Genomic DNA, 25672 nt, shown 5'->3' with positions numbered 1-25672 from the left:
CGCCGCGTTGTCGGACCACCCGAGTACTTCCGGTACACGGGCGGTCCTCCGCCTCGCACCGCACCGGACGCCGCACGCACCGCACCGCACGCACCGCACCGCACGCACCGCACCGGACGCCGCGCACCGCGCGCACCGCACCGGACGCCGCCCGCGCCGATCCGACGCGCGTGGCCGGACACGCGCTAGTCCAGGGCGAGGACGCCGACCGTTTCTCCCTCGCTGGTCTCGCCGTTCTTCCGGAAGCCCAGCCCGAGATAGAAGTCCGCGGGACCGTTCTCGCCCTCGTGCCAGGTCACGTACATCTCCGTGGTGCCCCGGCGGCGCAGTTCCGCGGCCACGGACTCCACGGCGAACCGGCCGTAACCGCGGCCCTGTTCACCGGCGGCGATGTTCAGCCGCCACAGTCCGGAGCGGATCGGGCCGCCGTCGCCGCGCCCGTTCCAGTCGATGTCGAGAAAGGCCATCAGAAAGCCGACGGCCCGGTCGCCGTCCATGATCAGGCGCGGCCAGGCGACCCCCGCGCGATGGACGTAGGCCTCCGCGAGCGACTGCATCACCGGAGAGACCGCGAACTCCTGGTCGGGCCGGACCCGAATGCCGGTCGCGGCCTCGAAATTCGCGGGAGTGATGATGTCGAGTCGGGGCCCTGAAGTCGTCATGCGGGCACCCTAGGCGGGCCGCTCGTCCGGCGGCCACGGCATTTCCGGTGTCACCCCAACTGCCGGTAGCGGCCCCGGAAATGCACCAGCGGGCCGCCGTCCGCGCTCGGTACCGACGCGGTGAGCACGCGGCCGATCACCAGCGTGTGGTCGCCGGCCGTGACCTGCTGCTCGGTGCGGCACTCCAGGGTCGCCAGGGCGCCGCCGACCAGGGGTGCGCCGGCGACCTCGCCGCGGGTGTGCGGGATGTCCTCGAAGAGCAGCCGGTCGCTGATGCGGCCCTTCATGGCGAAGCGGCCGGCGATGTGCCGCTGGCTCTCGGAGAGCACCGACACCGCCCACAGGGGCTGCTCGTCGAGCAGGTCGTCCATCCGGGAGCCGGTGCGCAGGCTGACCAGAACCAACGGCGGGTCCAGGGAGACCGACACGAACGCCGTCGCGGTCATGCCGACGTCCTCGCCTTCCGGTGCCCCGGGGTCGTCCGGGTCGAGGGACGGCTCCCGGGCGGTCACCAGGACCACGCCGTCGGCGAGCCGGGACATGGCGGCGCGGAACTCGTCGTTGCTCACTCCCTCAGCATGCCTGGAGCGGGTCTCGGACACGGTCTTGAGCACAGCCGGCTCGAGTACGTCTGGGGGCATGTCCGAAACGCTAGTGTCCGTCCGGCGCGCGGCGCATCGGACCTCCGCCCGAGCAGGGTCGTAGGACCGTGGACCGATTACCCCGGCGCCGACTACCCCGGCGCCCCGTTCCGGTGTCCGTCCGGGCATGTTCGTGCCTGTCCGTGTTCAGGAAACACACAGGAAAACGCGGAAACTCCACTCAAATGTTCATCTTCATCTGTGACTTGAGTCACAAGAAGCATTAATTGTTGACCCTGTGTACCGAGTGGGGAGCGCGCTGTGATTCAGTGGCGGAGGCGTCACAAGGAGACACACACCGACAGCACAGCACCAGAAGCGACGTTACGCCGAGAACAACCCTTGATTCGCTGCGAAGTCTCGGGGGGAGGGCGAAACACATGGAGACCGAGTCGGAGCCTTACGTCCGCCTTGCGTCCCTGCGACAGCTGCACCAGGTCATGGCCGACATGAACACGGCCCGGAGCCTGGCCGACACCTTGCAGACCGTCGCCGACGGCGTGGTCACGGCACTCGGGTACGAGCTGGCGTGCGTCAACCTCGTGCGTCCCGACGGCGATCTCGTGGTCGCCGCCTTCGCCGGCAACCCGGCCGCCGAGGCCCTGATCACCGGCCGGGTCGGCTCGCGCGAATCCTGGGAGCGGCGTCTCGCCATGGGCGAGACCTGGGGCGACCTGATCTTCATACCCCACACCGAGGGCTGGGTCCTCGACGACAACGACGTGCCCCAGTGGTACACCGACGGCCCCGCGCCGCGCTTCGAGGACGAGTGGCACCCCTCGGACCGCCTCTTCGCCCCCATGTACATGCCCGCCGCCCCCGGCAGCGGAGGCGCCTGCGGCGAGCTGATAGGCGTCCTGTCCGTGGACCGGCCGCGCAACGGCCGCCGGCCCGGCGCGTGGGGGCGCGAAGCCCTCCAGATGTACGCCTTCCAGGCCGCCATCGCCATTAGCAACGCGCGTCTACGTGCGAATATGCAGCGGGCGCTGGTACGGCTCGAACGCGAGCAGCAGGCCCTGCGCGCCAGTGAGGAAAGCTTCCGGCAGGCCTTCGAGTACGCCCCCTCCGGCATGGCGATAGCCGAGATGGGCGGCGACCAGCACGGTCGGATACTCCGGACCAACGACGCCCTGTGCCGCCTGCTGGGCCGCCCCGCCTCCGCGATGCGCCGCTACTCCTTCTCCGACCTCGTCCACCCCGAGGACATAGGCACCCTGCTCCGCACCTCCGCCGAGGGCGGACGGGCCGAACTCCGCCTCGGCCGCCGGGACGGCACCTACGTCTGGGTCAGCCTGCGCAACTCCGTCGTCGCCGACGCCGCCGACGGGCCCCGCTTCCTCCTCACCCACGTCGAGGACATAGAGGACCGCAAGCGCCGCGAGCTCCAGCTCGCCCACCGGGCCTCGCACGACTCCCTCACCGGACTGCCGAACTCCGCCGAACTGCGCTCGCGGCTCTCCGCCCGGCTCTGCCAGCGCCCCCAGTCCACCCACCCCGCCGCCGTCGACGCCATGGACACCGCCTACGGCCATGCCGCCTTCGACGCCAACGGGCACGGCTTCGACTACCGGTCCGGCGGCACCGAGACCTTCGACGGCTACGACCACCATGTGCACACCGCCGCCCCCGAGGAGGGCCGCGACGACGGCACCAAGGGGCTCGCGGTCCTCTTCTGCGACCTCGACGGCTTCAAGTCGATCAACGACCGGTTCGGCCACAACGCCGGCGACGCGGTCCTCATCGAGGTCGCCCGCCGGCTCTCCCGCCAGGTCCGCGACGGCGACACGGTCGCCCGGCTCGGCGGCGACGAGTTCGTGATCCTCGCCGACGGCCTCGGCCGCGCCGACGCGGCCGACCTGGCCGTACGGCTGCGCAACGAGATCATCCAGCCGATCCGCGCCGAGGGCCGGGCCGTTCGGGTGGGCGCGAGCTTCGGCATCGGCTGGGCACATTGCGGGATGACCGCGGACGAAGTACTGAAGTCCGCCGACGAACGCATGTACGTCGAGAAACGATCTCGTCCCAAACAGCACAGGCGAGCCGGATGATCACCAGGTCAGCGAGCTGATGCGATCAGAGTCACCTGTTTGGGCCATCCGGAGCGGGTAGGCTCGCCAGTCTGACCGCACCATCGCATCCGACCCGCACTTGCTGAGGAGTACCAAGGGATGACGTCCGGCAACAACGGCGCGAGTACGCCCGAGGACGACGACCCGTTCGGCTACCTCTACGCCGACGGCCAGGCCAACGGCGCGCAGCCGCCCTCGGGTGGTGGCTACGGCTACCCCAACTCGGTCAGCAGAGTGCGCGCGGTCGGCGAGCGCCAGTACGGACAGCAGCAGACCGCGCAGTACGGCCAGCCGCCGACGATGCCTCAGCAGCAGGGCGCGTACGGCCAGCCGAACGCGCACTACGCCGCGCCCGAGAACTTCGGCGGCGGCGGCCCCTCCACCGGCCGCCAGCCCGCGCAGAACGGCGGCGGCCGCGGCCGCGGCCCCAACACCAAGGGCCTGCTGATCGGCGCGGTCGCGGTGGTCGCCGCGGTCGTGATCGGCATCGCGGTGGCCATGGCGAACGGCGACGACGGATCCGACGACAACAAGGCGAGCGACCAGCCCTCCACCTCGGCCTCCGCCTCCGCGAGCCCCTCGCCCAGCGAGTCGGCCGGCGACGACGGGGACAAGGCCGAGATCCCGCCGGTGGACGCGAAGGCGCTGAACCTCGGCGGCAGCGCCGCCCTGGCCTCGGACGTCGAGGGCGCGCAGGCGGCCGGCGGGGTCTACGTCGGCAACCTCAACCAGGTGGGCAACTCGGTCACCTGGACGGTCAACGGCGTCCCGTCGGACGGCGCCTACACCCTCTTTGCGCACTACAGCGTGCCTGGTGAGGACCAGGAAATGACGCTCACGGTCAACGGCAAGACCTTCGGCAGCAAGTTCCCGCTGAAGAACTACGCGAAGGCGGCCGCCGGCGACTTCGTCAAGGGCTGGACGACGAGCTACACGTACCCCACGCTCACCAAGGGCACCAACACGCTGACCCTCTCCTGCCAGGACGGCGACAAGTGCAACGTCCTGCTGGACCAGTTGTGGGTGAAGGCGGGCCAGGTCAAGAGGTGAGCCCCCGGGTTCAGGCCGCGGTGGCCTCCGGGGTCACCATGACCCGGCCGAGCAGCTCCTCGTAGGCGGCGCGGTCGAACTCACCCGCCGCCGGGGCCAGTACGGCCGCCGCGGACAGGGCGAGCGCACGGGCCAGGCGGTCCGGCCAGGGCAGCCGTTCGACCAGCCCCGAGAGCAGCCCGGCGGACACGGAGTCGCCGGCGCCGGCCGGGTTGCCGTGCATCCGGGCGGGCGGGGCGGCACGCCAACGGCCTTCAGGGGTCGCCGCGATCAGGCCTCCGGGACCGAGGGAGGCGACCACGGACCGCGCCCCGCGCCGACGGGCGTCCTGGACGGCGGCGGGCGGCTCGTGCGAGCCGGTGAGTTCGGCCAGTTCGGTGGCGTTCGGCTTGACGATGTCCGGGCGGGCGGCGACCCCCCGGCGCAACGGCTCTCCGCTCGTGTCCAGCAGTACCGGGACGCCCGCGGCCCGTGCCCGTCGTACCAGGACCGCGTACGCGCCCACCGGCACGCCCGGCGGCAGACTGCCGCACAGGGCCACCGCGTCGGCGTCGGCGAGCAGCCCCTCGTACGCCTCCTGGAAGGCGGACCACTCGGCCGGCGCGATCACCGGGCCGGGTTCGTTCAGCTGGGTCGTGTCGCCGGTGCGGGCGTCGACGACCGCGACCGTGCGGCGGGTGGTCCCGGTGACCGGGACGAGGGCGTCCACGATCCCGGTCGCGGCGGTGAGTCGTTCCTGTACGGCCCGGCCGGTGGGGCCGCCCACGAAACCGGTCACCGTCACCTCGTGGCCGAGGGCGGCCAGCACCCGGGCGACGTTCAGCCCCTTGCCGCCGGGCCGTTCCCGCACGTCGGTCACCCGGTGCGAGGCGTGCGGCCGCAGCGCGGGCACGCGATAGGTGAGGTCGAGAGCGGTGTTCAGGGTGACGGTGAGGATCACCTGGCGGCCTCCCCCGGCTGGCGTGCGTACATGAACGGTTCCGGAACTCTCCGGCTTCCGGAGGCCTGATCATGCCAAAGAGACGGCGACCGGCCCAGTGCGCGGGCCGGTCACCGTTCCTGTGCGGGGGGACGTTTCAGGCCAGTTGGGGATCCACCACCCAGTCTCCCTTGCGCATCACGCCCTTGAGCTCGAAGTTCTCGTCCAGCAGGACCAGGTCGGCGTCCTTGCCGGGCTCCAGCGAGCCCACCCTGTCGTCGATGCCCAGCAGCCGGGCCGGGTTGGCGGACAGCGCGGCGACGACGTCCCCGACCGGCAGCCGGTCGATCGTCACCGCCCGCTGGAAGGCACGGTCCTGGGTGAGGGTGGAGCCCGCGATCGAGCCGCCCTCCACCAGCCGGGCCACGCCCTCGCTGACCTCGACCTCCAGCGGGCCGAGCAGATAGCGGCCGTCGCCGATGCCGGCCGCGTCCATCGCGTCCGTGATGAACGCCACCCGGCTCGGGCCCGCGTGACGGAACGCCAGCTCCAGGGCGGCCGGGTGCAGGTGCGTGCCGTCGTTGATGAGCTCGACCGTCACCCGCTCGTCCTCCAGGAGCGCGGCGATCGGGCCGGGGCTGCGGTGGCCGAGCGGCGGCATCGCGTTGAAGAGGTGCGTGGCGACGGTGGCTCCGGCCTCGATGGCCTGAACCGTCTGCTCGTACGTCGCGTCCGTGTGCCCGACGGCGGCGATCACGCCGTGCTCGGCGAGCAGGCGTACGGAGTCCAGACCGCCCGGGAGTTCCGTCGCGAGGGTGACCATGCTCGCCCGGCCGCGTGCCGCGTCGATCAGCTTGCGCACCTGAGCCGGGTCGGGGTCGCGCAGCAGCGCCTCGGAGTGCGCGCCCTTGCGGCACGGCGAGATGAAGGGGCCCTCGAAGTGGATGCCGGCCAGGTCGCCCTGCTCGGCCAGCTCGCTCAACAGGCCGGCCTGACGGACCAGGAAGTCCATGTCGTCGGTGACGGTGGAGGCGACGAGGGTGGTGGTGCCGTGCAGCCGGTGGGTGTGGAGGGCCTTCAGCACGTCCTCGGCGGCGCCGGAGAAGGAGGCGCCGCCGCCGCCGTGGTTGTGCAGGTCGACGAAGCCGGGGACCAGCCAGTGGCCCGACACGTCGAGGACGTCCCCGTGCGGGGCTTCGGCCGCGATCTTCGTGCCGTCGATCGTGACGCGGCCGTCGGGAACCGTGCCCGTCGGCAGTACCACCCTGGCGCCGGTGAGTACCTGCGGGCGCGTCGTGGGTCGTCGCGCCCCGTGGCGGAGCCGCATATCGGCGCTGTCCCGCGCCCCTAGGGGGGTGGCCATCAGGGTGTTACCTCCATGCCGTCGGTTGTGTTGAGGAGATCCCAGGCCAGGAGGCCCGCGCCCAGGCAGCCGGCGGTGTCGCCCAGGGCCGCCGGGACGATCTCCGGCAGCTTCTGGAAGGTCACCCGCCGGCGGACCGCGTCCCGTAGGGGTGTGAACAAGGTTTCCCCCGCCTCGGCGAGGCCGCCACCGATGACGAGCGTGCGGGGGTCCAGCAGGGTGAGGGCGGTGACCAGGCCGTCGGCGAGCGCGTCCACGGCGCTCTGCCAGACCCGGACGGCGTTCGGGTCGCCGGACGTGACGGCCTTCGCGCAGTCGGCGGCGTCCGCCTCCGGGTCCCCGCAGGCCGCCGCCCATGCCTCGCCGACCGCCGCCGCCGACGCGAAACGCTCCAGACAGCCGTGCTGTCCGCACGGACACGGGGTTCCGCCGGGTCGTACGACGATGTGGCCGATCTCGCCCGCGAAGCCGTGGGCGCCCGCCTCCACCCGGCCGTCGACGCCGATCGCGCCCGCGATGCCGGTGCCCAGCGCCACGAACAGGAACCGGTCCGCGCCCCGGCCCGCGCCGATCCGGCCCTCGGCGAGGCCGCCGGTGCGCACGTCGTGCCCGAGGGCGACGGGAGTGCCGAGGCGGTCGGCGAGCAGGGTGCGCAGGGGCACGTCCCGCCAGCCCAGGTTGGCCGCGTAGGCGGCGACGCCGTTCGCCTCGTCGACGATGCCGGGCACGGCCACGCCCGCGGCGGCCGCGGGCGCGCCGAACTGCCGGGCGCCGTGTTCGCGCAGCTCGGCGGCGAAGTCGAGGATGCCCGCGACGACCGCGTCGGGTCCGCGCTCACGGCCGGTGGGCCGGCGGGCCCGGTGCAGCAGTGCGCCGTCCGCGCCGACCAGGGCGGCCTTCATCCCGGTGCCGCCCACGTCCAGGGCGATGACATGTCTCACGGGGACAGTGTGGACCGAGGACCCGCGAGAGGTCTAGTCCACTCGCGGGTTGTGGGGGTACCGTGCCGCCCCGGAGGCCGAAAGAGGTCTAGTCCACACGGGTGGTGTAGACCTTAATCCGCATAGCGGTCCATTGGTATGATCAATCAGTTGGGAGCGTCACGGTGCAGCGGCGGGCACGGAAGTCAGGAACGATCACGGGAGCGGTCGCGGGAGTGTCGGCCCTCGGCATGGCCGCGGTCCTCACCGGCTGCGGACTCTCCTCGGACTCCGGCGACGTCACGCTGAGACTCGTCGCCGCCGACTACGGAGACAGCAGCGCCAACAGTTCGAAGAAGTACTGGGACAAGCTCGTCGACGGTTACGAGAAGGACCACCCCGGCGTCACCGTCGACGTGAGCGTCTACTCCTGGAACGACGTGGACGCCGAGGTCAAGGCGATGGTCGACGCGGGCAGGGCCCCCGACATGGCCCAGATCGGCGCGTACGCCGACTACGCGGCCGCCGACCGGCTCTACAAGGTGAGCGATGTGCTCTCCATCCCCGTCGAGGCCGACTTCGTGTCCCAGCTCGCCAACGCGGGCGAGGTGCACGGGGTGCGGTACGGCATGCCGTTCGCCTCCTCCACGCGGCTGCTGTTCTACAACAAGACCCTCTTCGCCAAGGCCGGCCTGACCCCGCCGACCACCTGGGCCGAGCTCGCCGAGGACGCGAAGGCGCTCAAGGACGAGGGCGTGAAGTACCCCTACGCGCTGCCCCTCGGACCCGAGGAGGCGCAGGCCGAGACCCTCCAGTGGCTGCTCAGCGGCGGGGGCGGCTACACCCAGACCGTCAGCGCCTACAGCATCGACTCCACCGAGAACGTCGAGACCTTCGACTGGCTGAAGGACGACCTGGTCGGCAAGGGCCTCACCGGGCCGGTCGCGCCGGACAAGCTGAACAGGGCCGCCGCGTTCGCCGCGTTCGCCGCCGGCGACGTGGGCATGCTCAACGGGCACCCCTCGCTGATGAAGGCGGCCGCGAGCAAGGGCGTGAGGTTCGGCATGGTGCCGATGCCCGGCGTCGCCGGCCCGACCAAGGTCTCCATGGGCGTCGCCGACTGGATGACCGCGTTCAAGCAGAACGGACACGCCGAACAGGTCGGCGACTTCCTCGACTACGTCTACAGCGAGAAGAACGTGCTGGACTTCTCCCGCGAGTACGACCTGCTGCCGGTCACCACCTCGGCCTCCCAGGTCATGGGCGCGGCCGAGGAGGACGCCGACCTCAAGCCGTTCCTCGACGAGCTCCCGCTCTCCGAGACCTACCCCGTCGGACGGACCTCCTGGGCGAAGGTCAGCGCGGAGATCAAACAGCGGATCGGCCAGGCCGTGACCGCGAACGGCGACCCGGCCGGCGTACTGGGCGAACTCCAGACCACGGCCACGACGCTGGACGCCGGCACCGGCTGACGGGCCGCCCGGCGCTGGGCCGCTGTCGGTGCCGGGCGTTACCGTGCGGACATGGAGCGGCGAGCGGAAGCGGACGAGCTGGGGGCGGGGGAACGGGGCATCCTCGCCCTGGAACGGCGCGGGTTCTCCGGCCCCGGCGCGAAGGAACGGGCGATACGCGAGGAACTGGACCTGTCCCCGGTCCGGTACTACCAACTCCTCAACGCCCTCCTGGACGACCCCCGCGCCCTCGCCCACGACCCGGTCACGGTGAACAGACTGCGCAGGGTGCGGGAGGCGAGGCGGGGGGAGCGCTGAGTGTATTGACCCGTGAGGTCGGGGACGCGGCGTCCGGTGCGCTGCGTCGCGAGGCGCAGGACCGCCCGCGTACCGGATGTACTCGGGTGATCCGCCACCGCGGCGAGGTGCCGTGCAGGGCGTCGCGCGCCCGGCGGGAACGGTCAGCCGCGTCCTGGCCACGGGCGTGCGTTGGTTATCGTCGGCGTATGGGCACCCACGAGACGCACTCCTCGGAACCCGATCCCCTCCGACGTCCCCTCCCTCTTCCCGTTCCGGTCACCCCGGCGGGCCGCGCCGCGCTCGACGCGATCGTCGCCCGGCCCGCCGGCGCGCTGGTCGCGCTCGACTTCGACGGCACCCTCGCCCCGATCGTCGAGAACCCGGAGGACGCCCGGGCCCACCCCGACGCCGTCCCCGCGCTCACCGCCCTCGCGCCGAAGGTCGCCGCCGTGGCCGTCATCACCGGGCGGCCCGCCGAGGTCGCCGTACGGCACGGCGGGTTCGCCGGGGCCGAAGGACTGGAGCACCTCTGCGTCCTCGGCCACTACGGCGCCGAACGCTGGGACGCCCGCACCGGCGCCCTCAGCGCCCCGGCCCCGCACCCCGGAGTGGCCGCCGTCCGCGCCGAACTCCCGCGGGTCCTGGCCGCCGCCGGGGACCTGCCGGGCGTCTCGGTCGAGGAGAAGGGCGGCCGGGCCGTCGCCGTCCACACCCGCCGCGCCGACGACCCCCGGGCCGCCTTCGAGGCGCTGCGGGCCCCGCTCACCGACCTCGCCGCCCGGCACGGCCTGATCGTCGAACCCGGCCGGATGGTCCTCGAACTGCGCCCGCCGGGCATGGACAAGGGCGTCGCCCTGCTGGAGCACGTCCGCGAGACCGGCGCGCGGTCCGTCCTCTACGCCGGCGACGACCTCGGCGACCTGCCCGCCTTCGCCGCCGTGGAGAAGCTCCGCGCGGACGGTGTCCCCGGGCTGCTGGTGTGCAGCGGCAGCGCCGAGGTCGGCGAACTCGCGGAGCGCGCGGACCTCGTCGTCGACGGGCCCGCCGGCGTCGTACGGCTGCTGGCCTTGCTGGCGGCCAGGATGGCTGACTGAAGGTCGAATCCGCAGTGTTGGTCGGCCGGTTTCGGCTTCGTGAACAGAGAAATCGTCACGCAGAGTCGTCGCGCCGCGCCGTAGCATCACCCGCATGGTCGACGGAACTGCGTACGCACGACCTGCGGGCCTTGGCACAGGAACTCAGGCTGTCACCAGAGGCTCAGGACGCACTGAAGGGGTGCGCCCGGCCCCGGGTCAACGGCCGCGCCCTCCAGAAGGTCGAGTCCCACGCGTTGCACGAGGCGTGGCGGTACGGTGCGGATCTGGAAGCGGCTGATCAGAAACTCGCCTTGGACGCGCTGCGTACCTTGATCTCGGAGTCTCGGAAGTGATGGACGGCGTGAACAGCGGAGTGAGAGCGCAACCGGACCTTGGCGATCATGGCGATACCGTGCCTGGTCGTCTCTTCACCTGGGTGGATGTCGACGAACACCTTGCGTTTCTGGCGGCTGTCGGGCGCTGGCCCGACTGGTTGTTTGAGGCGGACGCCTGGTGGGACCAACTGGTGCTGACGATCACACCGGAAACGACCGAAGACAACGTCCGTGGTTGGCTGGACCGTGCCTTGGGCCGAGGGTCGGTGCGAGGAGCAGAGGGCGAACTGGTGCTTGCCCTGGACCGGCCGAGCGGCCTCGGTACCGAAGGCATCCCCGTGACACTCCATCGTGCAGAAGGCAGGGTGGAGAAGCGACGAGTCCCCCGTCTGACGGAGCGCCGGACAACTGCCGAACTGGCAATGAGCCTTGCCCGACCGCTCGCGGACGGTTTCCCCGGCGATGTCCAGATGATCGCATTCCACTCCTTCAAGGGTGGTGTGGGCCGCACGGTGCATGCGGTCGCCCTTGCCGATCACTTGGCTCGACTCGGACAACGCGTCCTGCTGATCGATGCGGACCTCGAGGCACCGGGCATCACCTGGATGCACCAGGCCCAGGGCGGAACCTGCGACATCGCCTACGAGGATGTTCTTGCGCTTCTGCACGGCACGACCGGTGGAGACCTGTCGTCCGTGGTCGACATCGTGCGCGGCTACCTCGCGGGACAGTACGTTGTCGGAGGTACCGGCCAGGGGAAGCTTGCGATTCTGCCGGCCACGCGTCGCTCCCGGCTCGGCCCCCCGCGTATCGAGCCGGTCGACCTGCTCACTCCTGATCGGTCGAAGTACTTTCTCACCGAGTCCCTGGCGGAGGTTGCGGCAGCGGCTGATTTCGATGTGGTGATCGTGGATCTGCGAGCCGGCGCATCCGAGCTGTCCGCGCCCGTGCTCCTCGACCCTCGGGTGCAAAGGGTGTTCGTCACTACCCTCAGCAGCCAGTCCCTGGACGGAACGGTCCGCATGATTCGGCAGTTGGGAGCCAAGGCCCCCGCGCTCCTGGGCCGAGACCCCGCGCCGGCCGCCGTAGTGACGCAATACCGCATGGACGTCCACGACGCTGATGCCGAGGCTGCCCGGGAAGTCCTGGTACAGGCCCTCGACGACGTGCTCGGAGTGACGGAGGGCGACGAGCACGAGCTGGAGTTCTCGCTGGACTCGCAGGCGGTGACGGTTGCTCTGGTCAGCCCATTTCGCGATGAGTTGATCGCGCTGCCGCGCAGTTGGGACGACGTGGTCGATGTCGTACGCCGCTGCGGGCTCGGGGACAGGGTGGCCGAACTGGCCCCACAGCCCCTGCTGGAGGCGGTGGGGAACGAGGCTGACGTTCCCACGAGCGTTGAGGAGCGCCGAAGCGCCCTGCGTGAACGCGCGGCGTCGCTCGTCTTCGCCGAACGCACCGGTCTGGACGGCGCGCTGGGCTTCCTGTCCACCGAGCCGTTGCAGCGTCTGATCGGCGATCACCGCAGTTCGTTGCCCGTGACCGTGGTCGTGGGGGCCAAGGGTGCCGGAAAGACGTTCACGTTCGCACGGATGTGTGCTGCCGGAAGCTGGTCGGACTTTGCCCGCAGAGCCAGGATGCAGGTCTTGGACGATGCGCTCGTCGTGCCTGTCCTTGATCCCGCCAACCTTGACCAGCAGCCCACCGGGGACGGGCGTACCGGACCACAGGATCTGCGTGACCGGGCCGCGGGAGGCCGGGGAGCCACTCGTAGTCAGATCCTCAAGGTGCTCAACGATGCCCTGCGCTCTGGCGACGACAGCACCGACTCCTACGTCTGGCTCAACGTCTGGCTGCGCTGCATGGCGATCGCCGGCGGCAGCGAGGTCGCCCCGGACGCCGGCTTCGACGCGGAACGGGAACTCCTGGCACTCGGCGCACAGCGGAAACTGCTCTTCGTCTTCGACGGGCTGGAGGACTTCCTTCAGGAACTCGAAGGCGAGGCCAAGCGCGTGGCACTGCGCACTTTGCTGGTCGAAGTGCCCGACTGGTTGCGCTCGCTACGCGGACGTCCGCTCGGCGTGGTGGTGTTCGTCCGACGTGACCTGGCGACGTGGGCGATCCGGCAGAATCTCGGCCAGTTCCTTGACCGATATGAGGCCTATGCTCTGAGGTGGGACGCCCAGGAGGCACTCCGGCTTGCCCTGTGGGTTGCCGTGACCGCCCGGGCCGTGGCGAAGCCCGACCGGGAACTCATGGAACTGTCGTACGAAGACATCGCTCAGGCGCTCCGCCCTGTGTGGGGCGCCAAACTCGGCTCGGACAGTTCGCATGAAGCCTGGTCGGAACGCTGGGTGCCGGCGGCGCTGGCCGATTTCAATGATCAGGTGCAGGCCCGGGACGTCGTGCGCTTCCTCCGGCAAGCTGCGGACCTGTCCGCAGGAGACGAACAGACGGACCGCCTGCTCGTTGCGATTGCCATGCGCGACGCGCTCGCGATGTGCAGTTCGGAGAAGGTCAAGGAGATCGGCCAGGAGAACAAACAGCTCGGCGAACTACTGCGAGGACTGGAACGGTATGCGCCGGAGGTATTGATGCCCTTCAGCGCGGAGGACGTCGGGCTGGATGCTCCCGGTATCGCCGCACTTGTCGAAGCAGGTGCGTTGGCCAGGGATTCTGACGGACGCTACCGGTTGCCGGAGATTTATCGGCACGCACTCGGATTCAGGACTCAGGGGCGGGCTCGCGTCGTGCGCAGGTGAATGGCAGGGCCCGCCGGCGTCGTACGGCTGCTGCGGGAGCTGGCCGCTCAGCTCGGCTGAAGCTCCCGCAGCGCGTTCAGCTGGTCCAGGAACCACCGGGCCGGGGGAAGCGCGGTCGCCGCCGCGGACAGCCGCTTCGTGCGCTCGGCCCGCTCCTCCGGCTTCATGGTCAGCCCCTCGTGCAGGGCACGGGCGGTCTCCAGGATGTCGTACGGGTTCACCGTGATCGCGTCCTCGCGCAGCTCCCAGTAGGCACCCGCCTCGCGGGACAGCACCAGCGCGCAGCCCTCGTCGGAGACGACCGGGACCTCCTTGGCGACCAGGTTCATGCCGTCCCGGATCGGGTTGACCAGGGCCACGTCGGCCAGCCGGTAGGCGGCGAGGGAGCGGGCGAAGTCGTCCTTGAGGTTCAGCAGGACCGGGGTCCAGCCGGGCGTGCCGTAGGCCTCGTTGATCTCCTCGGACAGGCGCCGCACCTCGGCCATGTAGTCGCGGTAGACGGCGAGGTCCTGGCGGGAGGGGTAGGCGAAGGCCACGTGGACGACCTGTTCGCGCCACTCCGGGTGGTCGTCGAGCAGCTGCCGGTAGGCCAGGAGCCCGCGCACGATGTTCTTGGACAGCTCGGTGCGGTCGACGCGGACGATCGCCTTGCGGCCCTCGCCGATCTCCGCGCGCAGCGCCACCATGCGCTCGTCGACGTCCGGCCGGTGTGAGCGCTCGCGCAGGAAGTCGGCGTCCGCGCCGAGACCGTGCACGCCGATCTGCGTCTTGCCGGGTCCGCCGGCGAACTCCGTACAGCACAAGGTGAACGCGTCCGCCCAGCGCCGGGTGAGGAAGCCCAGGCGGTCCGCGCCGAGCATGCCGTGCAGCAGCTGTTCGCGGATGTCCCCCGGCAGCAGCGCGAAGTAGTCCACCGGCGCCCACGGCGTGTGCGAGAAGTGGCCGATGCGCAGGTCAGGGCGCAGCTCACGCAGCATCCCCGGCACCAGACACAGGTGGTAGTCCTGGACGAGGACCGCCGCGCCGTCCGCCGCCTCCTCGGCCAGCGCCTGCGCGAACGCCCGGTTGTAGGCCTCGTACGACGCCCACTGGCGGCGGAACTCCGCGTCGAAGGCGGGCTCCAGCGGCGTCTGGTAGAGCAGGTGGTGGACGAACCACAGCACGGAGTTGGCGATGCCGTTGTACGCGTCGGCGTGCACGTCGGCCGGAACGGCCAGCATCCGAACGCCCTCCTCGCCGACACCGCGCCGGACCGCCTCCCGGTCGCCGTCGGAGAGCGCCGAGCACACCCAGAGGGCGCCCGCCTCGGGGCCGATGGCCGACAGGCCGGAGACCAGCCCGCCGCCGCCGCGTTTCGCGTGCAGCGAGCCGTCCTCGCGTACTTCGTAGGAGACCGGGCCGCGGTTGGACGCGACCAGCACCTCGGCGGCCGGGGCGGCAGTGTCGTGCGTGGAAGCCATACGCCTCAACCTAGCCCGGTCGGGAAACGCTCAAACGTACGGTCGCGCTGTGTGGACGGGCCGTATCTGGCCGGATATCGCCGTTATCGGCGCTATCGCCGTATACGGCCCGTCCGACGCGTTACGCGACCTTGCGGGTCGCGTACTCCGCGATCTCCGCCATCGGCGGCCGTTCCTCGGTGTCCACGGAGTACGTGCGCGGCTCGAAGCCGTCCGCGCTCCGTTCGAACTGGGTGAGGGACGGGCGGATCAGGTGCCCGCGGGCCAGCCGGAGCTGGGCGGTGCGGTAGATGGCCGCCGCCATCCGGCCCAGCGCCTGCCCGTCCTGGTGACGGTGCTTGCGCACGCCGATGTCGACCTGGGCGAGGGCGTCCAGGCCCACCAGGTGCAGGGCGTCCACCAGCATGCCCAGCTCCACGCCGTAGCCGACGGGGAAGGGCAGCTGCTCCAGCAGGCTCCGGCGGGCCGCGTACTCGCCGCCGAGCGGCTGCACGAACCCGGCCAGCTGCGGCCAGTGCATGTTGAGCAGCGGGCGGGCCATCAGCTCGGTGACCCTGCCGCCCTGGCCGGCCGCGCCGCCCAGCGGACGGTCGTACATGCCCTTGACCAGATCCACCCCGGGGTCGGTGAGCAGCGGGCCGACGATCCCCGAGACGAAGTCCGAGGAGAACTCCCTCAGGTCGGCGTCGATGAAACAGACGATGTCCCCGGTGGTGACCAGCAGGGAGCGCCACAGGACCTCGCCCTTGCCGGGCACGGCCGGTATCCGCGGCAGGATGTCGTCCCGGTGGACGACCCGCGCGCCGGCCGCCGCGGCCACCTCGGACGTACGGTCGGTCGATCCCGAGTCGACGACGACGATCTCGTCGACGAGCGGGACCTGGTGCATGAGGTCGTGACGGATGACCGCGACGATGTCGCCGACCGTCTCCTCCTCGTTCAGCGCGGGCAGGACGACGGACACCGACTGGTTCGTGGCGCGCTTCGCGGCCAGGATCCTGTGGAGCGGACGATCGGTCACGGACCAGGAGCGGGTGGCCAGCCAGCGCTCAGTTTCTCGAAGCACAGTCTGCGGCTCCTCACTGTCGTGATCACACCGGGTGCACGGGAGGTGACCGTGTGATCCATCTCGCGGTTCGGACGACTCTCTCAACTGTCCTGGCCTTCGGTTACAGTCTTGAACAACGCGGATGACCATCGCATGTCCGAGGTCGCCCGCGTTCACAACTTCATACCGCTCATCCAGAGGGGCAGAGGGATACGGCCCGATGAAGCCCCGGCAACCCTCCAGCCGGTCTCGTAACGATCACTGATCCACGTGGTGATCGCTTCGCGAGGCTCCCGGCTCGGGAAGGTGCCAAATCCGTCTCACGGCGAGATGCGTCGTGAGGAAGATGAGGAGAAAGGGCCTCGCCTCACATGGCTGCGCAGACTGTTGCAAGCACCACCGACTCTACGACGTCCTCTGCTGTCGACCTCGGTCCGGCCGCGGCGTTGACCTGCCGCGAGTGCGGCCACCGTGTGCCCCTCGGCCCGGTCTTCGCCTGCGAGGAGTGTTTCGGCCCGCTCGAGATCGCCTACGACTTCTCCTCCTACGACACGGAGGAGCTCCGCAAGCGCATCGAGGCGGGGCCCGCGAACATCTGGCGCTACGCGCCGCTGCTGCCCGTCCCCGCGGACGTGGCCGACAAGCCCAACATCAACCCCGGCTGGACCAAGCTCGTCCAGGCCGACAACCTCGCCCGTGAACTGGGCGTCGACGCCGGCAAGCTCTTCGTCAAGGACGACTCCGGCAACCCGACGCACTCCTTCAAGGACCGTGTCGTCGCCCAGGCCATCGAGGCCGCCCGCGCGTTCGGCTTCACCACTCTCTCCTGCTCCTCCACGGGCAACCTGGCCGGCGCCGTCGGCGCCGCCGCCGCCCGGGCGGGCTTCCGGTCCTGCGTGTTCATCCCGCACGACCTGGAGCAGGGCAAGGTCGTCATGGCCGCGGTCTACGGCGGCGAGCTCGTCGGCATCGAGGGCAACTACGACGACGTCAACCGCTTCTGCTCCGAACTCATCGGCGACTCGGCGGGCGAGGGCTGGGGCTTCGTCAACGTCAACCTGCGGCCGTACTACGCCGAGGGTTCCAAGACGCTGGCGTACGAGATCTGCGAGCAGCTCGGCTGGCGGCTGCCGGACCAGCTGGTCGTGCCGATCGCCTCCGGCTCCCAGCTCACGAAGATCGACAAGGGTCTCCAGGAGCTGATCAAGCTCGGGCTGGTCGAGGACAGGCCGTACAGGATCTTCGGAGCGCAGGCCGAGGGCTGCTCCCCGGTCTCCGTGGCCTACAAGGCCGGGCACGACGTGGTCCGCCCCCAGAAGCCGAACACCATCGCCAAGTCGCTGGCCATCGGCAACCCGGCGGACGGTCCGTACGTCCTCGACATCGCGCGGCGCACCGGCGGCGCGGTGGAGGACGTGAACGACGAGCAGATCGTCGACGCGATCAAGCTGCTGGCGCGGACCGAGGGCATCTTCGCGGAGACCGCCGGCGGTGTGACGGTGGGCGTGACGCGCAAGCTGATCGAGAGCGGTCTTCTCGACCCGACGCTCACCACCGTCGTGCTGAACACGGGCGACGGACTGAAGACCCTGGACGCGGTGGCCGGCACCGGGCTGACCGCGACCATCCGTCCGAACCTGGAGTCGTTCCGGGACGCGGGTCTCGGCTGAGAGTTCCGTCGTTCGTCTGCGGGCCGTGGGGCTGGTCGCGCCCACGCGGCGGCAGCCGCACGATCCAGACAGCCCCGCGCCCCTTCTGGGCGCTCCGCCTGACCGGAGGTCGAAAGAGAATGAGCGTCAACGTCCGCATCCCCACCATCCTGCGCACCTACACCGGCGGCCAGGCCGAGGTGAAGGCCGAGGGGGCGACCCTCGGTGAGGTCATCGCCGACCTGGAGAAGAACCACACCGGCATCGCCGCCCGGGTCCTGGACGACCAGGGCAAGCTGCGCCGGTTCGTCAACGTGTACGTGAACGACGACGACGTCCGCTTCGAGCAGGGTCTGGAGACGGCGACCCCGGACGGCGCGGGCGTCTCGATCATCCCGGCCGTCGCAGGTGGCTGACCGTAGTTCAGTACCCATCGGTAGTAACCGTCGGTAACAGCGATTACCGAGTGTTCATCGAATTGCCCTCTCCGCGATAGAAGCGGAGGGGGCAATTCAGTGTGGTTGAGCGCGGTACAGTTGGGGAACCCGGTCCGGATCGCCGGATCCGGAGCCTTTGATTTCTGCCCCGCGCCCGATGAGAAGCAGCCAATGTGTGCGCCTCTTTCGTGGCTTTTGTGGCTTATGCAGGGCCCGACTTGCCCTTAATTCAGGCGAATTCTCGCCACATTCCGGATCCCGCGCGTCCGGAATTCTCGTCCGACTGACCTGTTGCAGACGGCAGTTGGACAGATACATTCAGCCGCGGTCGACGCGTTCCGGCGCACGCCCCCAAGCCAACCGGGGGGTGAGGTCTGACCCGGATCCGCGAAGTGCGGATCCGTGCAAGGGCCAGTAATAGGGGAGTTAGGCATGGCTCAGGGCACCGTCAAATGGTTCAACGCGGAGAAGGGGTACGGCTTCATCGCGGTCGACGGTGGTGCGGATGTTTTCGTCCACTACAGCGCGATTCAGATGGACGGCTACCGCACCCTGGAAGAGGGTCAGCGGGTCGATTTCGAGATCTCGCAGGGTCAGAAGGGGCCGCAGGCGGACATGGTCCGGCTCGCGACCGGCTGAAGCACGCGCCGACTGAAAGCGTCGTTCTTCTGTACAACTGACGAAGGGCTCGCACCCCCACGGGGGGCGAGCCCTTCGGCCTGTCCGGGGACGTCCGCTCGGTCTGTCCGGGGACGTCCGCGAGGCGTCGGCGAGCCGTCCGTGCGGGGTGTCCGGAAGGGCACGGGTCCGGCGGAGGCGCTTGCACTCTCATGGGTCGAGTGCTAATCATTGGCGTTAGCACTCTGAAGGTGAGAGTGACAACGAGGACCGGGTCGGTGAGGCCCGCAGGCCAGGTGGGGCAAGGAACCACGAGGCCGGCGAGCCGTCCGTCGCGGGCGCCAGCGCGGTCCGGAGCAATCCACCCCAGTCCGGGAGGACCACTTCACATGGCCAAGATCATCGCGTTCGACGAGGAGGCACGGCGCGGCCTCGAGCGCGGCATGAACCAGCTCGCGGACGCCGTGAAGGTGACGCTCGGCCCCAAGGGCCGCAACGTCGTCCTCGAGAAGAAGTGGGGCGCACCCACGATCACCAACGATGGTGTTTCCATCGCCAAGGAGATCGAGCTCGAGGACCCGTACGAGAAGATCGGCGCAGAGCTGGTCAAGGAAGTCGCCAAGAAGACGGACGACGTCGCCGGTGACGGTACGACCACCGCGACCGTCCTCGCCCAGGCCCTGGTCAAGGAAGGCCTGCGCAACGTAGCCGCCGGCGCCAACCCGATGGCCCTCAAGCGCGGTATCGAGAAGGCCGTCGAGGCCGTCTCCGGTGCCCTGCTCGAGCAGGCCAAGGATGTCGAGACCAAGGAGCAGATCGCTTCCACGGCCTCCATCTCCGCCGCCGACACCCAGATCGGCGAGCTCATCGCCGAGGCGATGGACAAGGTCGGCAAGGAAGGCGTCATCACCGTCGAGGAGTCCCAGACCTTCGGTCTGGAGCTGGAGCTCACCGAGGGTATGCGCTTCGACAAGGGCTACATCTCGGCGTACTTCGCCACCGACATGGAGCGTATGGAGGCCGTCCTCGACGACCCGTACATCCTGATCGCGAACTCCAAGATCGCGAACGTCAAGGACCTGCTCCCGCTCCTCGAGAAGGTCATGCAGGGCGGCAAGCCGCTGCTGATCATCGCCGAGGACGTCGAGGGCGAGGCCCTGTCGACGCTGGTCGTCAACAAGATCCGCGGCACCTTCAAGTCCGTCGCGGTCAAGGCCCCGGGCTTCGGCGACCGCCGCAAGGCGATGCTGAACGACATCGCCATCCTCACCGGTGGCGAGGTCATCTCCGAGGAGGTCGGTCTCAAGCTCGAGAACACGACCATCGACCTGCTCGGCAAGGCCCGCAAGGTCGTCATCACCAAGGACGAGACCACCATCGTCGACGGTGCCGGCTCCTCGGACCAGGTCGCCGGCCGGGTCAACCAGATCCGCGCCGAGATCGAGAACAGCGACTCGGACTACGACCGCGAGAAGCTGCAGGAGCGCCTGGCGAAGCTCGCCGGCGGTGTCGCGGTCATCAAGGCCGGCGCCGCCACCGAGGTGGAGCTCAAGGAGCGCAAGCACCGCATCGAGGACGCCGTCCGCAACGCGAAGGCCGCCGTCGAGGAGGGCATCGTCGCCGGTGGTGGCGTGGCCCTCATCCAGGCGTCCTCCGTCTTCGAGAAGCTGGACCTCGAGGGTGACGAGGCGACCGGCGCGAACGCCGTGCGCATCGCGCTCGAGGCCCCGCTGAAGCAGATCGCCGTCAACGGTGGTCTCGAGGGTGGCGTCGTCGTCGAGAAGGTCCGCAACCTGCCCATCGGTCACGGCCTGAACGCCGCGACCGGTGACTACGTCGACATGATCGCCGAAGGCATCATCGACCCGGCGAAGGTCACGCGCTCTGCCCTGCAGAACGCCGCCTCCATCGCCGCGCTGTTCCTCACCACCGAGGCCGTCATCGCCGACAAGCCGGAGAAGGCCGCCGCGCCCGCCGGCGGCGGCATGCCGGGCGGTGACATGGACTTCTGATCGACCTCACGGTTGATCGCCTGTCCTACAGGCCGAGGGCGGTACTTCCCGGAAACGGGGGGTGCCGCCTTCGGGCGTTCTCGGGGTGCGCTCAAGAATGTGAGCGACGTCAGTTGCTGCGGCCGACCTTCAGCACGTAAACGGTGACAGTGTCGCCGTCCGGCCGGTAGAGCACGCGCCAGTTGCCTATATGCAGCCTGTAGTAGCCCGAGGTGCCCAAGGCGCTGGCCGCCTCCGGGCGTGGCTCGTCGGCGAGCGCGCGTACAGCCGCGGCAGTCGCCTTGGCGCCCACGGGGTCGATGGCACGGAGCCGCCGGAACTCGGCCATGGCGTGCTGCTCCCAAACGACCGCGTGCGTCATGAAGCGGCCGCCTGCCGGTCCTCCGCCTCCAACTGGTCCATGAACGCGTCGTGAGACATCGACTGGCCGGACGGAGCCGCCTCACGAGCCCGCGCTTCTGCGATGTCCGCCTCATCGCGCAGCCGCTGAAGCTCTTCCAGTTCGCTTATCGGGATGAGCGCGGCGGCGGGCCTGCCGTACTCGGTGATCAGGATGTGTTCCTGGCCGTGCCGGACACGACCGACGAGCTGACCGAGCTGATTGCGGGCTTCCACAAGCGGATATGTCTCCATGGACAAACTGTACACACCTGCCGGTGTGTGCGGTGAAATCATCGGGACGTCGCTGTCCTTTCCGGGCGTGGCCGGGACATCGCGGCTCGGATGCCGGCCGTGTGGGCGTGGATGGCCGCCGCGGACAGGGGCGCATTGGAGTGGGCGTGGGCGCGCTCCTCCCGGCAGCCGCTGCATACACCCCCCGGCAGCGCTTCGGGTCGGCCCGGGACACGACACTCCGCGCACTCCAGCATCCGGCGGGGCGGGCGCGGCGCCGGTGGTTCCGGTGGGAGTTTGTCCGTCAGGCGGCGGTGGAGCAGGGCCGCCGGGCTGTGGACGGGAGTGGGCAGGCCGGCGGTCATCGAAGCCAGGAGCGTCTCTTCGGTGGCTCCCCGCGCGAACCACTCCTCCACCAGCGGAGCGAGCTGCGCGCAGTCGGCGGCGGAGAGGGAGAGGGCGGGGGCCGTGCGGCCGAGGGCCGCCAGGAGGATGTGGGCTCGGGAGCGGGTGGCGGGCCGGGTTCGTTCGGGGTCCGGCGCGTCTTCCGGTACGTCACCTCGCGTGAACGTCACCCACCAGCCGTCGTCGCGTGCGGTACGGGTGAACCACGTTCGGGTGATCCAGCGGGATTCGCCCGAGGCGGTTGCCATGCGTTCCCGGCCCCGCCTCAAGTGCCCGGCCTGCTGGATGCGGTTGAGGGCTGTCCGGAGGGCGCACTGGCCGTACGGCAGCTGCTTGGCCAGCGTCTTCACGGAGATGTCGGTGCCGTCGGGGAGCCGGTCGAGGTACGCGGCGATGGCCGCCTCGCGGGGCGGGAGGTGCGCGAAGTCGTGACGGGTGCGGCGGAGTTGGCCCGGTGCGGAACGTTTTCCGTAACCCGGATTGGCCATCGGGTGCGGGGATACGTGCGCGGGCGGGGAGGCGGCACTAAGCTTGGCATCAGCCACGGATCGACTGCTTTCGATCTTGTAGGTCAAGCCCCCGCAGGTGTTGGCGCACCTGGCGGGGGCTGTTTCGTTATGCGCACGCTAGAGCGTGGTGACCTTCCGTGGCAAGTCGGTCGCTCCGCGTCAACTTGCCGGGTGGGAGGGTGGGTTGAGACCCCTAACCCGTTCCTTGCAAAGAGGGCTCGGCACTGGAGGCTTGAGCTTCGGGGCGGGTGTGGATCAGTCCACCTTGAGGTTCTCCACGAACACGGACCACGCCTCGGCCCGAAACGCGAGCTTCGGGCCGTGGGGGGTCTTGGAGTCGCGGACGGGGACGAGGGTGGGGTGGCCGTCGGCGACTTCGAGGCAGTTGCCGCCGTCGCCCCCGCTGTACGTCGACTTGCGCCAGCGGGCGACCTCCAGGCAGTTGCCGCCCTCGCCGCCGCTGTAGCTGGACTTGTGCCAGGTGGCGGCGGTCAGGTCGTACTCATCGGTGCTCTTCTCCATGCTCGTAATCCTGCGCCACCGACTCCAGCAGGGCCAGAGAATGCTGCGGCGAAAGTGCCGTTGCCTGGAGCAGGTTGAACATCAAGGTGTGGCGGGCGACTGTGGCCGGGTCGTCCAGGAGCTTTCCCATATCCGGTGCCTCCACGAAGGAGAGCGGGGGTGCGTCCTCGAACTCCATGAGCTTCAGGGAGCCGTGCATCGACGCGTGCGCTCCGGCACCGAACGGCAGCACTTGCACGATGATCCGGCGTCGACGGGCCAGGTCCGCCACGTGACGCAGGGCCTCCGCCATCACTGTCCCGCTGCCGACCTCTCGGCGGAGCACCGCCTCATCGAGGATCACCCACAACAACGGGGTTGTTGGATCGTCGAGGAGGCTCGCGCGTTCGAGGCGGGTGGCGACCAGATCGTCGATCTCGCCGTCCAGAGCTGTCGGCTTGTACGCGCGGAACACACCGGTGGCGTACGCCTTCGTCTGCAACAGGCCCGGGATCAGCATCTGCGCGTACTCGCTGATCGCCGTGGCGATCGCCTCCGCCTCCGCCGCCTCCACGAAGTGGTCGGGGTACCTCGACGTGGCCAGGGCCTTGCAGTTGCGCTCGAAGAACCCGCTCGTGCCCAGGATCTCGTCCACCTGGACGGCGTATTCGAGGTGCAGTCTTCGCGTCCCGGCCTCCAGTTGGCCGATGAACGACCCGCTGACGAAGAGCGGCTCGCCCAGTTCGGCCTGGCTGAGCCCCTTCCGCTCGCGGGCGTGCCGCAGCTCCGCCCCCAGCAGGGCGCGTGGCGACGATGACGGATCGAGGTCCTTCGGGCCTGGCATGGCGACTCCCTGTCACACAGGTGGGGTTGTTGGGACGCCGTATCTGGCCAGGTTAGGAGCATGACGGACACGCTGTGTGGTGAACGGGAACACTCAGCGTGGAGGGATGGGCGAGATGGGGACGACAACGGGTGACCGGCCCGCACGGACGGTCCAGGAGGCCGTGGATCAACTGCGAGCGGCCTTGCACGACGCGGGGATCATCCTGCCGTCGCTGCGGATCGACCCGGTCTCGGGCGCGCACGGTGACCCGTACGCCTTGGTGGACCTGGGCCGTTGCAACCTGGGCGTGGCCTCGCGGCTGGCCGCGGCGCTGCGAGGGGCGGGGGCCGACGCGTGAGCGGGGCGTACGTCCGGGACGCGCGGAGCGGGCGGATCGGGGAGGTCATGGAACGGCTGGAGGGCCGGGTGGTGCTGCGGCCGGTGGGCGGCGGGCGGGAGTGGGACTGTCTGCCGGAGGACGTGGCAGAGGCGGCGCCCGCCGAGGTGCTGCGGGAGAGAGTGCGCAGACTGAACCGTGACACTCGCTCCCGTGAGGAGACCGCCGGTCAGGAGGCGGTGTAGTAGGAGCCGACCGCGGGCTGGCCCGTGTAGTTGGGGCCGGTGGTGGGGTCGGCACCGAGGTAGTGGAAGGGGAGTCGGACGGTCGGCAGGGAGGGCGGCGGCGGGGACTTCGGCAGGGCGTCATTCTCGTGGCCGGGACGGGGGCCGGGACGTGTGAGCGGGATGTGCGGCCCGACCGCGTGGCCGGGATCACAGGGGTTGTCTCCCGGGGCTCGGAATGGCGCGGGGGGCCCGGGGGTTCCAGTGGGAGAGGCACTTGATGCATGTGCACATACCCACCGGTCCATCGTCCCGAGGAGCCCCCCACGTGAGCATCACCCCGCCCGCCGCCACGCGCGCCGCCGAGATTCTCGCCCGCCCGGTGTCCATCAACGGACTCACCGTCCCGAACCGCATCGCCATGGCGCCGATGACCCGCATGTTCTCCCCGGACGGCGTTCCCGGCGAGGACGTCGTGTCGTACTACGGCCGTCGGGCCGCCGCCGGTGTGGGCCTCATCGTCACCGAGGGGACGTACGTCGGGCACGAGTCGGCGGGACAGAGCGACCGGGTGCCGCGGTTCCACGGTGCGGAGCAGCTCGCGGGCTGGGCGAAGGTCGCGGAGGCCGTGCACGCGGGCGGCGGGACGATCGTGCCGCAGCTGTGGCACATCGGGATGGTGCGCAACCAGGGTGAGCCGCCGTACGCGGACGCGCCCGCCGTCGGTCCCTCCGGTATCCGGGTCGACGGCACCGAGGGCACCGGCAAGGCGATGACCCAGCGCGACCTGGACGACGTCATCGGCGCGTTCGCCGAGGCCGCGGCCGCCGCCGAGCGCATCGGCTTCGACGGCGTGGAGATCCACGGCGCCCACGGATACCTCGTGGACCAGTTCCTGTGGGCCGGCACCAACCGCCGCACCGACGCCTACGGCGGCGACGCCGTGGCCCGCGCCAAGTTCGCCGCCGAGGTCGTGGCCGCCGTGCGCGAGACCGTCTCGGCCGAGTTCCCGATCATCTTCCGCTACTCGCAGTGGAAGCAGGAGGCGTACGACGCGCGGCTCGCCGAGACGCCGGAGGAGCTGGAGGCCATCCTCGCCCCGCTCGCCGCCGCCGGTGTCGACTCCTTCCACGCCTCCACCCGCCGCTACTGGCTCCCGGAGTTCGACGGCTCGGACCTCAACCTCGCGGGCTGGACGAAGAAGCTCACCGGCAAGCCCACCATCACGGTCGGCTCGGTCGGTCTCGACGGCGACTTCATCAAGGCCTTCGCGGGCGAGGGCTCCCCGGTCAAGGGCATCGACGACATCCTCGACCGGCTGGAGCGCGACGAGTTCGACATGGTGGCCGTCGGGCGTGCGCTGCTCCAGGACCCGGAGTGGGCGGCCAAGGTGCTCGACGGCCGTCTCGACGAGCTGAAGCCGTACGACGCCGCCGCGCTGCGCACCCTCAGCTGAGTGACACCTCGCTGAGCGACACCTCGCTGA

The 25672-nt window shown here is 70.1% G+C and carries 25 protein-coding genes and 1 riboswitch; of the genes, 13 read left to right on the top strand and 12 right to left on the bottom strand.

Going from position 1 to position 25672, the window contains the following annotated elements:
• Positions 1 to 185: 185 nt before the first annotated feature.
• Entirely contained in the window at positions 186 to 662 is a 477-nt protein-coding gene (locus QQM72_RS28695) for a GNAT family N-acetyltransferase (RefSeq protein ID WP_314223744.1), read from the bottom strand.
• A gap of 50 nt (positions 663 to 712) precedes the next feature.
• Complete coding sequence (locus QQM72_RS28690) at positions 713 to 1303, bottom strand: flavin reductase family protein (RefSeq protein WP_314223743.1); 591 nt, start codon at positions 1301 to 1303, stop codon at positions 713 to 715.
• Between the two features lie 380 nt (positions 1304 to 1683).
• Between QQM72_RS28690 and cdgB the strand changes: the two genes are divergently transcribed.
• Complete coding sequence (cdgB, locus tag QQM72_RS28685; RefSeq protein ID WP_314223742.1) at positions 1684 to 3351, top strand: diguanylate cyclase CdgB; 1668 nt, start codon at positions 1684 to 1686, stop codon at positions 3349 to 3351.
• 120 nt (positions 3352 to 3471) lie between these two features.
• The gene (locus QQM72_RS28680) at positions 3472 to 4422 is read left to right on the top strand and encodes a carbohydrate-binding protein (RefSeq protein WP_314223741.1); all 951 of its coding nucleotides are present in this window, start codon (positions 3472 to 3474) and stop codon (positions 4420 to 4422) included.
• A 10-nt stretch (positions 4423 to 4432) separates the two neighbouring features.
• On the opposite strand, the gene QQM72_RS28675 is transcribed toward QQM72_RS28680, so the two are convergent.
• From QQM72_RS28675 to QQM72_RS28665, 3 genes are all read right to left on the bottom strand, one after another.
• Positions 4433 to 5362 (bottom strand): 1-phosphofructokinase family hexose kinase, encoded by a 930-nt coding sequence (locus QQM72_RS28675; RefSeq protein WP_314223740.1) that lies wholly within the window; start codon positions 5360 to 5362, stop codon positions 4433 to 4435.
• A 136-nt stretch (positions 5363 to 5498) separates the two neighbouring features.
• Positions 5499 to 6668: an N-acetylglucosamine-6-phosphate deacetylase gene (gene nagA, locus QQM72_RS28670; RefSeq protein ID WP_314223854.1), complete on the bottom strand. Its 1170-nt coding sequence runs from the start codon at positions 6666 to 6668 to the stop codon at positions 5499 to 5501.
• Positions 6669 to 6703: 35 nt separating this feature from the next.
• Positions 6704 to 7645, bottom strand: coding sequence for an ROK family protein (locus QQM72_RS28665; protein ID WP_314223739.1), 942 nt, complete (start codon positions 7643 to 7645; stop codon positions 6704 to 6706).
• Positions 7646 to 7809: 164 nt separating this feature from the next.
• On the opposite strand from QQM72_RS28665, the gene QQM72_RS28660 reads away from it, so the two are divergent.
• From QQM72_RS28660 to QQM72_RS28645, 4 genes are all read left to right on the top strand, one after another.
• Positions 7810 to 9096 (top strand): ABC transporter substrate-binding protein, encoded by a 1287-nt coding sequence (locus QQM72_RS28660; protein WP_449657440.1) that lies wholly within the window; start codon positions 7810 to 7812, stop codon positions 9094 to 9096.
• A gap of 51 nt (positions 9097 to 9147) precedes the next feature.
• Positions 9148 to 9393 carry a DUF3263 domain-containing protein gene (locus QQM72_RS28655; protein ID WP_314223738.1) on the top strand — a complete coding sequence of 82 codons (246 nt, stop codon included), beginning with the start codon at positions 9148 to 9150 and terminating at the stop codon, positions 9391 to 9393.
• A 188-nt stretch (positions 9394 to 9581) separates the two neighbouring features.
• On the top strand, positions 9582 to 10469 hold the full coding sequence (gene otsB, locus QQM72_RS28650; RefSeq protein ID WP_314223737.1) for a trehalose-phosphatase: 888 nt from the start codon (positions 9582 to 9584) through the stop codon (positions 10467 to 10469).
• 334 nt (positions 10470 to 10803) lie between these two features.
• Positions 10804 to 13548, top strand: coding sequence for a KGGVGR-motif variant AAA ATPase (locus QQM72_RS28645; protein WP_314223736.1), 2745 nt, complete (start codon positions 10804 to 10806; stop codon positions 13546 to 13548).
• Between the two features lie 47 nt (positions 13549 to 13595).
• Here the strand turns inward: QQM72_RS28645 and QQM72_RS28640 are convergent, their stop codons facing one another.
• Positions 13596 to 15008 carry an alpha,alpha-trehalose-phosphate synthase (UDP-forming) gene (locus tag QQM72_RS28640; RefSeq protein WP_314223735.1) on the bottom strand — a complete coding sequence of 471 codons (1413 nt, stop codon included), beginning with the start codon at positions 15006 to 15008 and terminating at the stop codon, positions 13596 to 13598.
• Positions 15009 to 15129: 121 nt separating this feature from the next.
• Positions 15130 to 16074, bottom strand: a complete 945-nt coding sequence (locus QQM72_RS28635; protein ID WP_054243902.1) for a glucosyl-3-phosphoglycerate synthase — start codon at positions 16072 to 16074, stop codon at positions 15130 to 15132.
• A gap of 169 nt (positions 16075 to 16243) precedes the next feature.
• Positions 16244 to 16409, top strand: a riboswitch (SAM riboswitch).
• A gap of 18 nt (positions 16410 to 16427) precedes the next feature.
• Between QQM72_RS28635 and thrC the strand changes: the two genes are divergently transcribed.
• The 4 genes from thrC to groL all read left to right on the top strand — a co-directional run bounded on the left by thrC (position 16428) and on the right by groL (position 20772).
• Positions 16428 to 17726, top strand: a complete 1299-nt coding sequence (gene thrC / locus QQM72_RS28630; RefSeq protein WP_314223734.1) for a threonine synthase — start codon at positions 16428 to 16430, stop codon at positions 17724 to 17726.
• Between the two features lie 119 nt (positions 17727 to 17845).
• Positions 17846 to 18121, top strand: coding sequence for a ubiquitin-like small modifier protein 1 (locus tag QQM72_RS28625; protein ID WP_171397997.1), 276 nt, complete (start codon positions 17846 to 17848; stop codon positions 18119 to 18121).
• A gap of 453 nt (positions 18122 to 18574) precedes the next feature.
• Entirely contained in the window at positions 18575 to 18781 is a 207-nt protein-coding gene (locus QQM72_RS28620; RefSeq protein WP_007493268.1) for a cold-shock protein, read from the top strand.
• Between the two features lie 368 nt (positions 18782 to 19149).
• On the top strand, positions 19150 to 20772 hold the full coding sequence (gene groL, locus QQM72_RS28615) for a chaperonin GroEL (RefSeq protein WP_020130284.1): 1623 nt from the start codon (positions 19150 to 19152) through the stop codon (positions 20770 to 20772).
• A 109-nt stretch (positions 20773 to 20881) separates the two neighbouring features.
• Here the strand turns inward: groL and QQM72_RS28610 are convergent, their stop codons facing one another.
• From QQM72_RS28610 to QQM72_RS28590, 5 genes are all read right to left on the bottom strand, one after another.
• Entirely contained in the window at positions 20882 to 21133 is a 252-nt protein-coding gene (locus QQM72_RS28610) for a type II toxin-antitoxin system RelE family toxin (RefSeq protein ID WP_054243903.1), read from the bottom strand.
• Positions 21130 to 21405, bottom strand: coding sequence for a type II toxin-antitoxin system Phd/YefM family antitoxin (locus tag QQM72_RS28605; protein WP_159051530.1), 276 nt, complete (start codon positions 21403 to 21405; stop codon positions 21130 to 21132). Before QQM72_RS28605 ends, QQM72_RS28610 begins: the two co-directional genes overlap by 4 nt.
• A 38-nt stretch (positions 21406 to 21443) precedes the next feature.
• On the bottom strand, positions 21444 to 22277 hold the full coding sequence (locus tag QQM72_RS28600; RefSeq protein ID WP_314223732.1) for a hypothetical protein: 834 nt from the start codon (positions 22275 to 22277) through the stop codon (positions 21444 to 21446).
• Positions 22278 to 22553: 276 nt separating this feature from the next.
• A complete protein-coding gene (locus tag QQM72_RS28595) occupies positions 22554 to 22820 on the bottom strand; it encodes a DUF397 domain-containing protein (protein WP_314223731.1) in 267 nt (88 codons plus the stop codon).
• Positions 22801 to 23643: a helix-turn-helix domain-containing protein gene (locus tag QQM72_RS28590; RefSeq protein WP_314223730.1), complete on the bottom strand. Its 843-nt coding sequence runs from the start codon at positions 23641 to 23643 to the stop codon at positions 22801 to 22803. Before QQM72_RS28590 ends, QQM72_RS28595 begins: the two co-directional genes overlap by 20 nt.
• A 115-nt stretch (positions 23644 to 23758) precedes the next feature.
• On the opposite strand from QQM72_RS28590, the gene QQM72_RS28585 reads away from it, so the two are divergent.
• The 3 genes from QQM72_RS28585 (at position 23759) to QQM72_RS28575 (ending at position 25642) form a co-directional block, all read left to right on the top strand.
• Positions 23759 to 23983 carry a hypothetical protein gene (locus tag QQM72_RS28585; protein ID WP_314223729.1) on the top strand — a complete coding sequence of 75 codons (225 nt, stop codon included), beginning with the start codon at positions 23759 to 23761 and terminating at the stop codon, positions 23981 to 23983.
• Complete coding sequence (locus QQM72_RS28580) at positions 23980 to 24207, top strand: hypothetical protein (RefSeq protein ID WP_314223728.1); 228 nt, start codon at positions 23980 to 23982, stop codon at positions 24205 to 24207. Before QQM72_RS28585 ends, QQM72_RS28580 begins: the two co-directional genes overlap by 4 nt.
• A gap of 307 nt (positions 24208 to 24514) precedes the next feature.
• The gene (locus tag QQM72_RS28575) at positions 24515 to 25642 is read left to right on the top strand and encodes an NADH:flavin oxidoreductase (protein ID WP_314223727.1); all 1128 of its coding nucleotides are present in this window, start codon (positions 24515 to 24517) and stop codon (positions 25640 to 25642) included.
• The last annotated feature ends 30 nt before the right edge of the window (positions 25643 to 25672 follow it).

The organism is Streptomyces zaehneri, assembly GCF_032248645.1.
In the GTDB taxonomy this organism is placed as follows: Bacteria; Actinomycetota; Actinomycetes; order Streptomycetales; family Streptomycetaceae; genus Streptomyces; species Streptomyces coriariae.
This window is presented reverse-complemented; position numbering and strand designations above follow the sequence as displayed.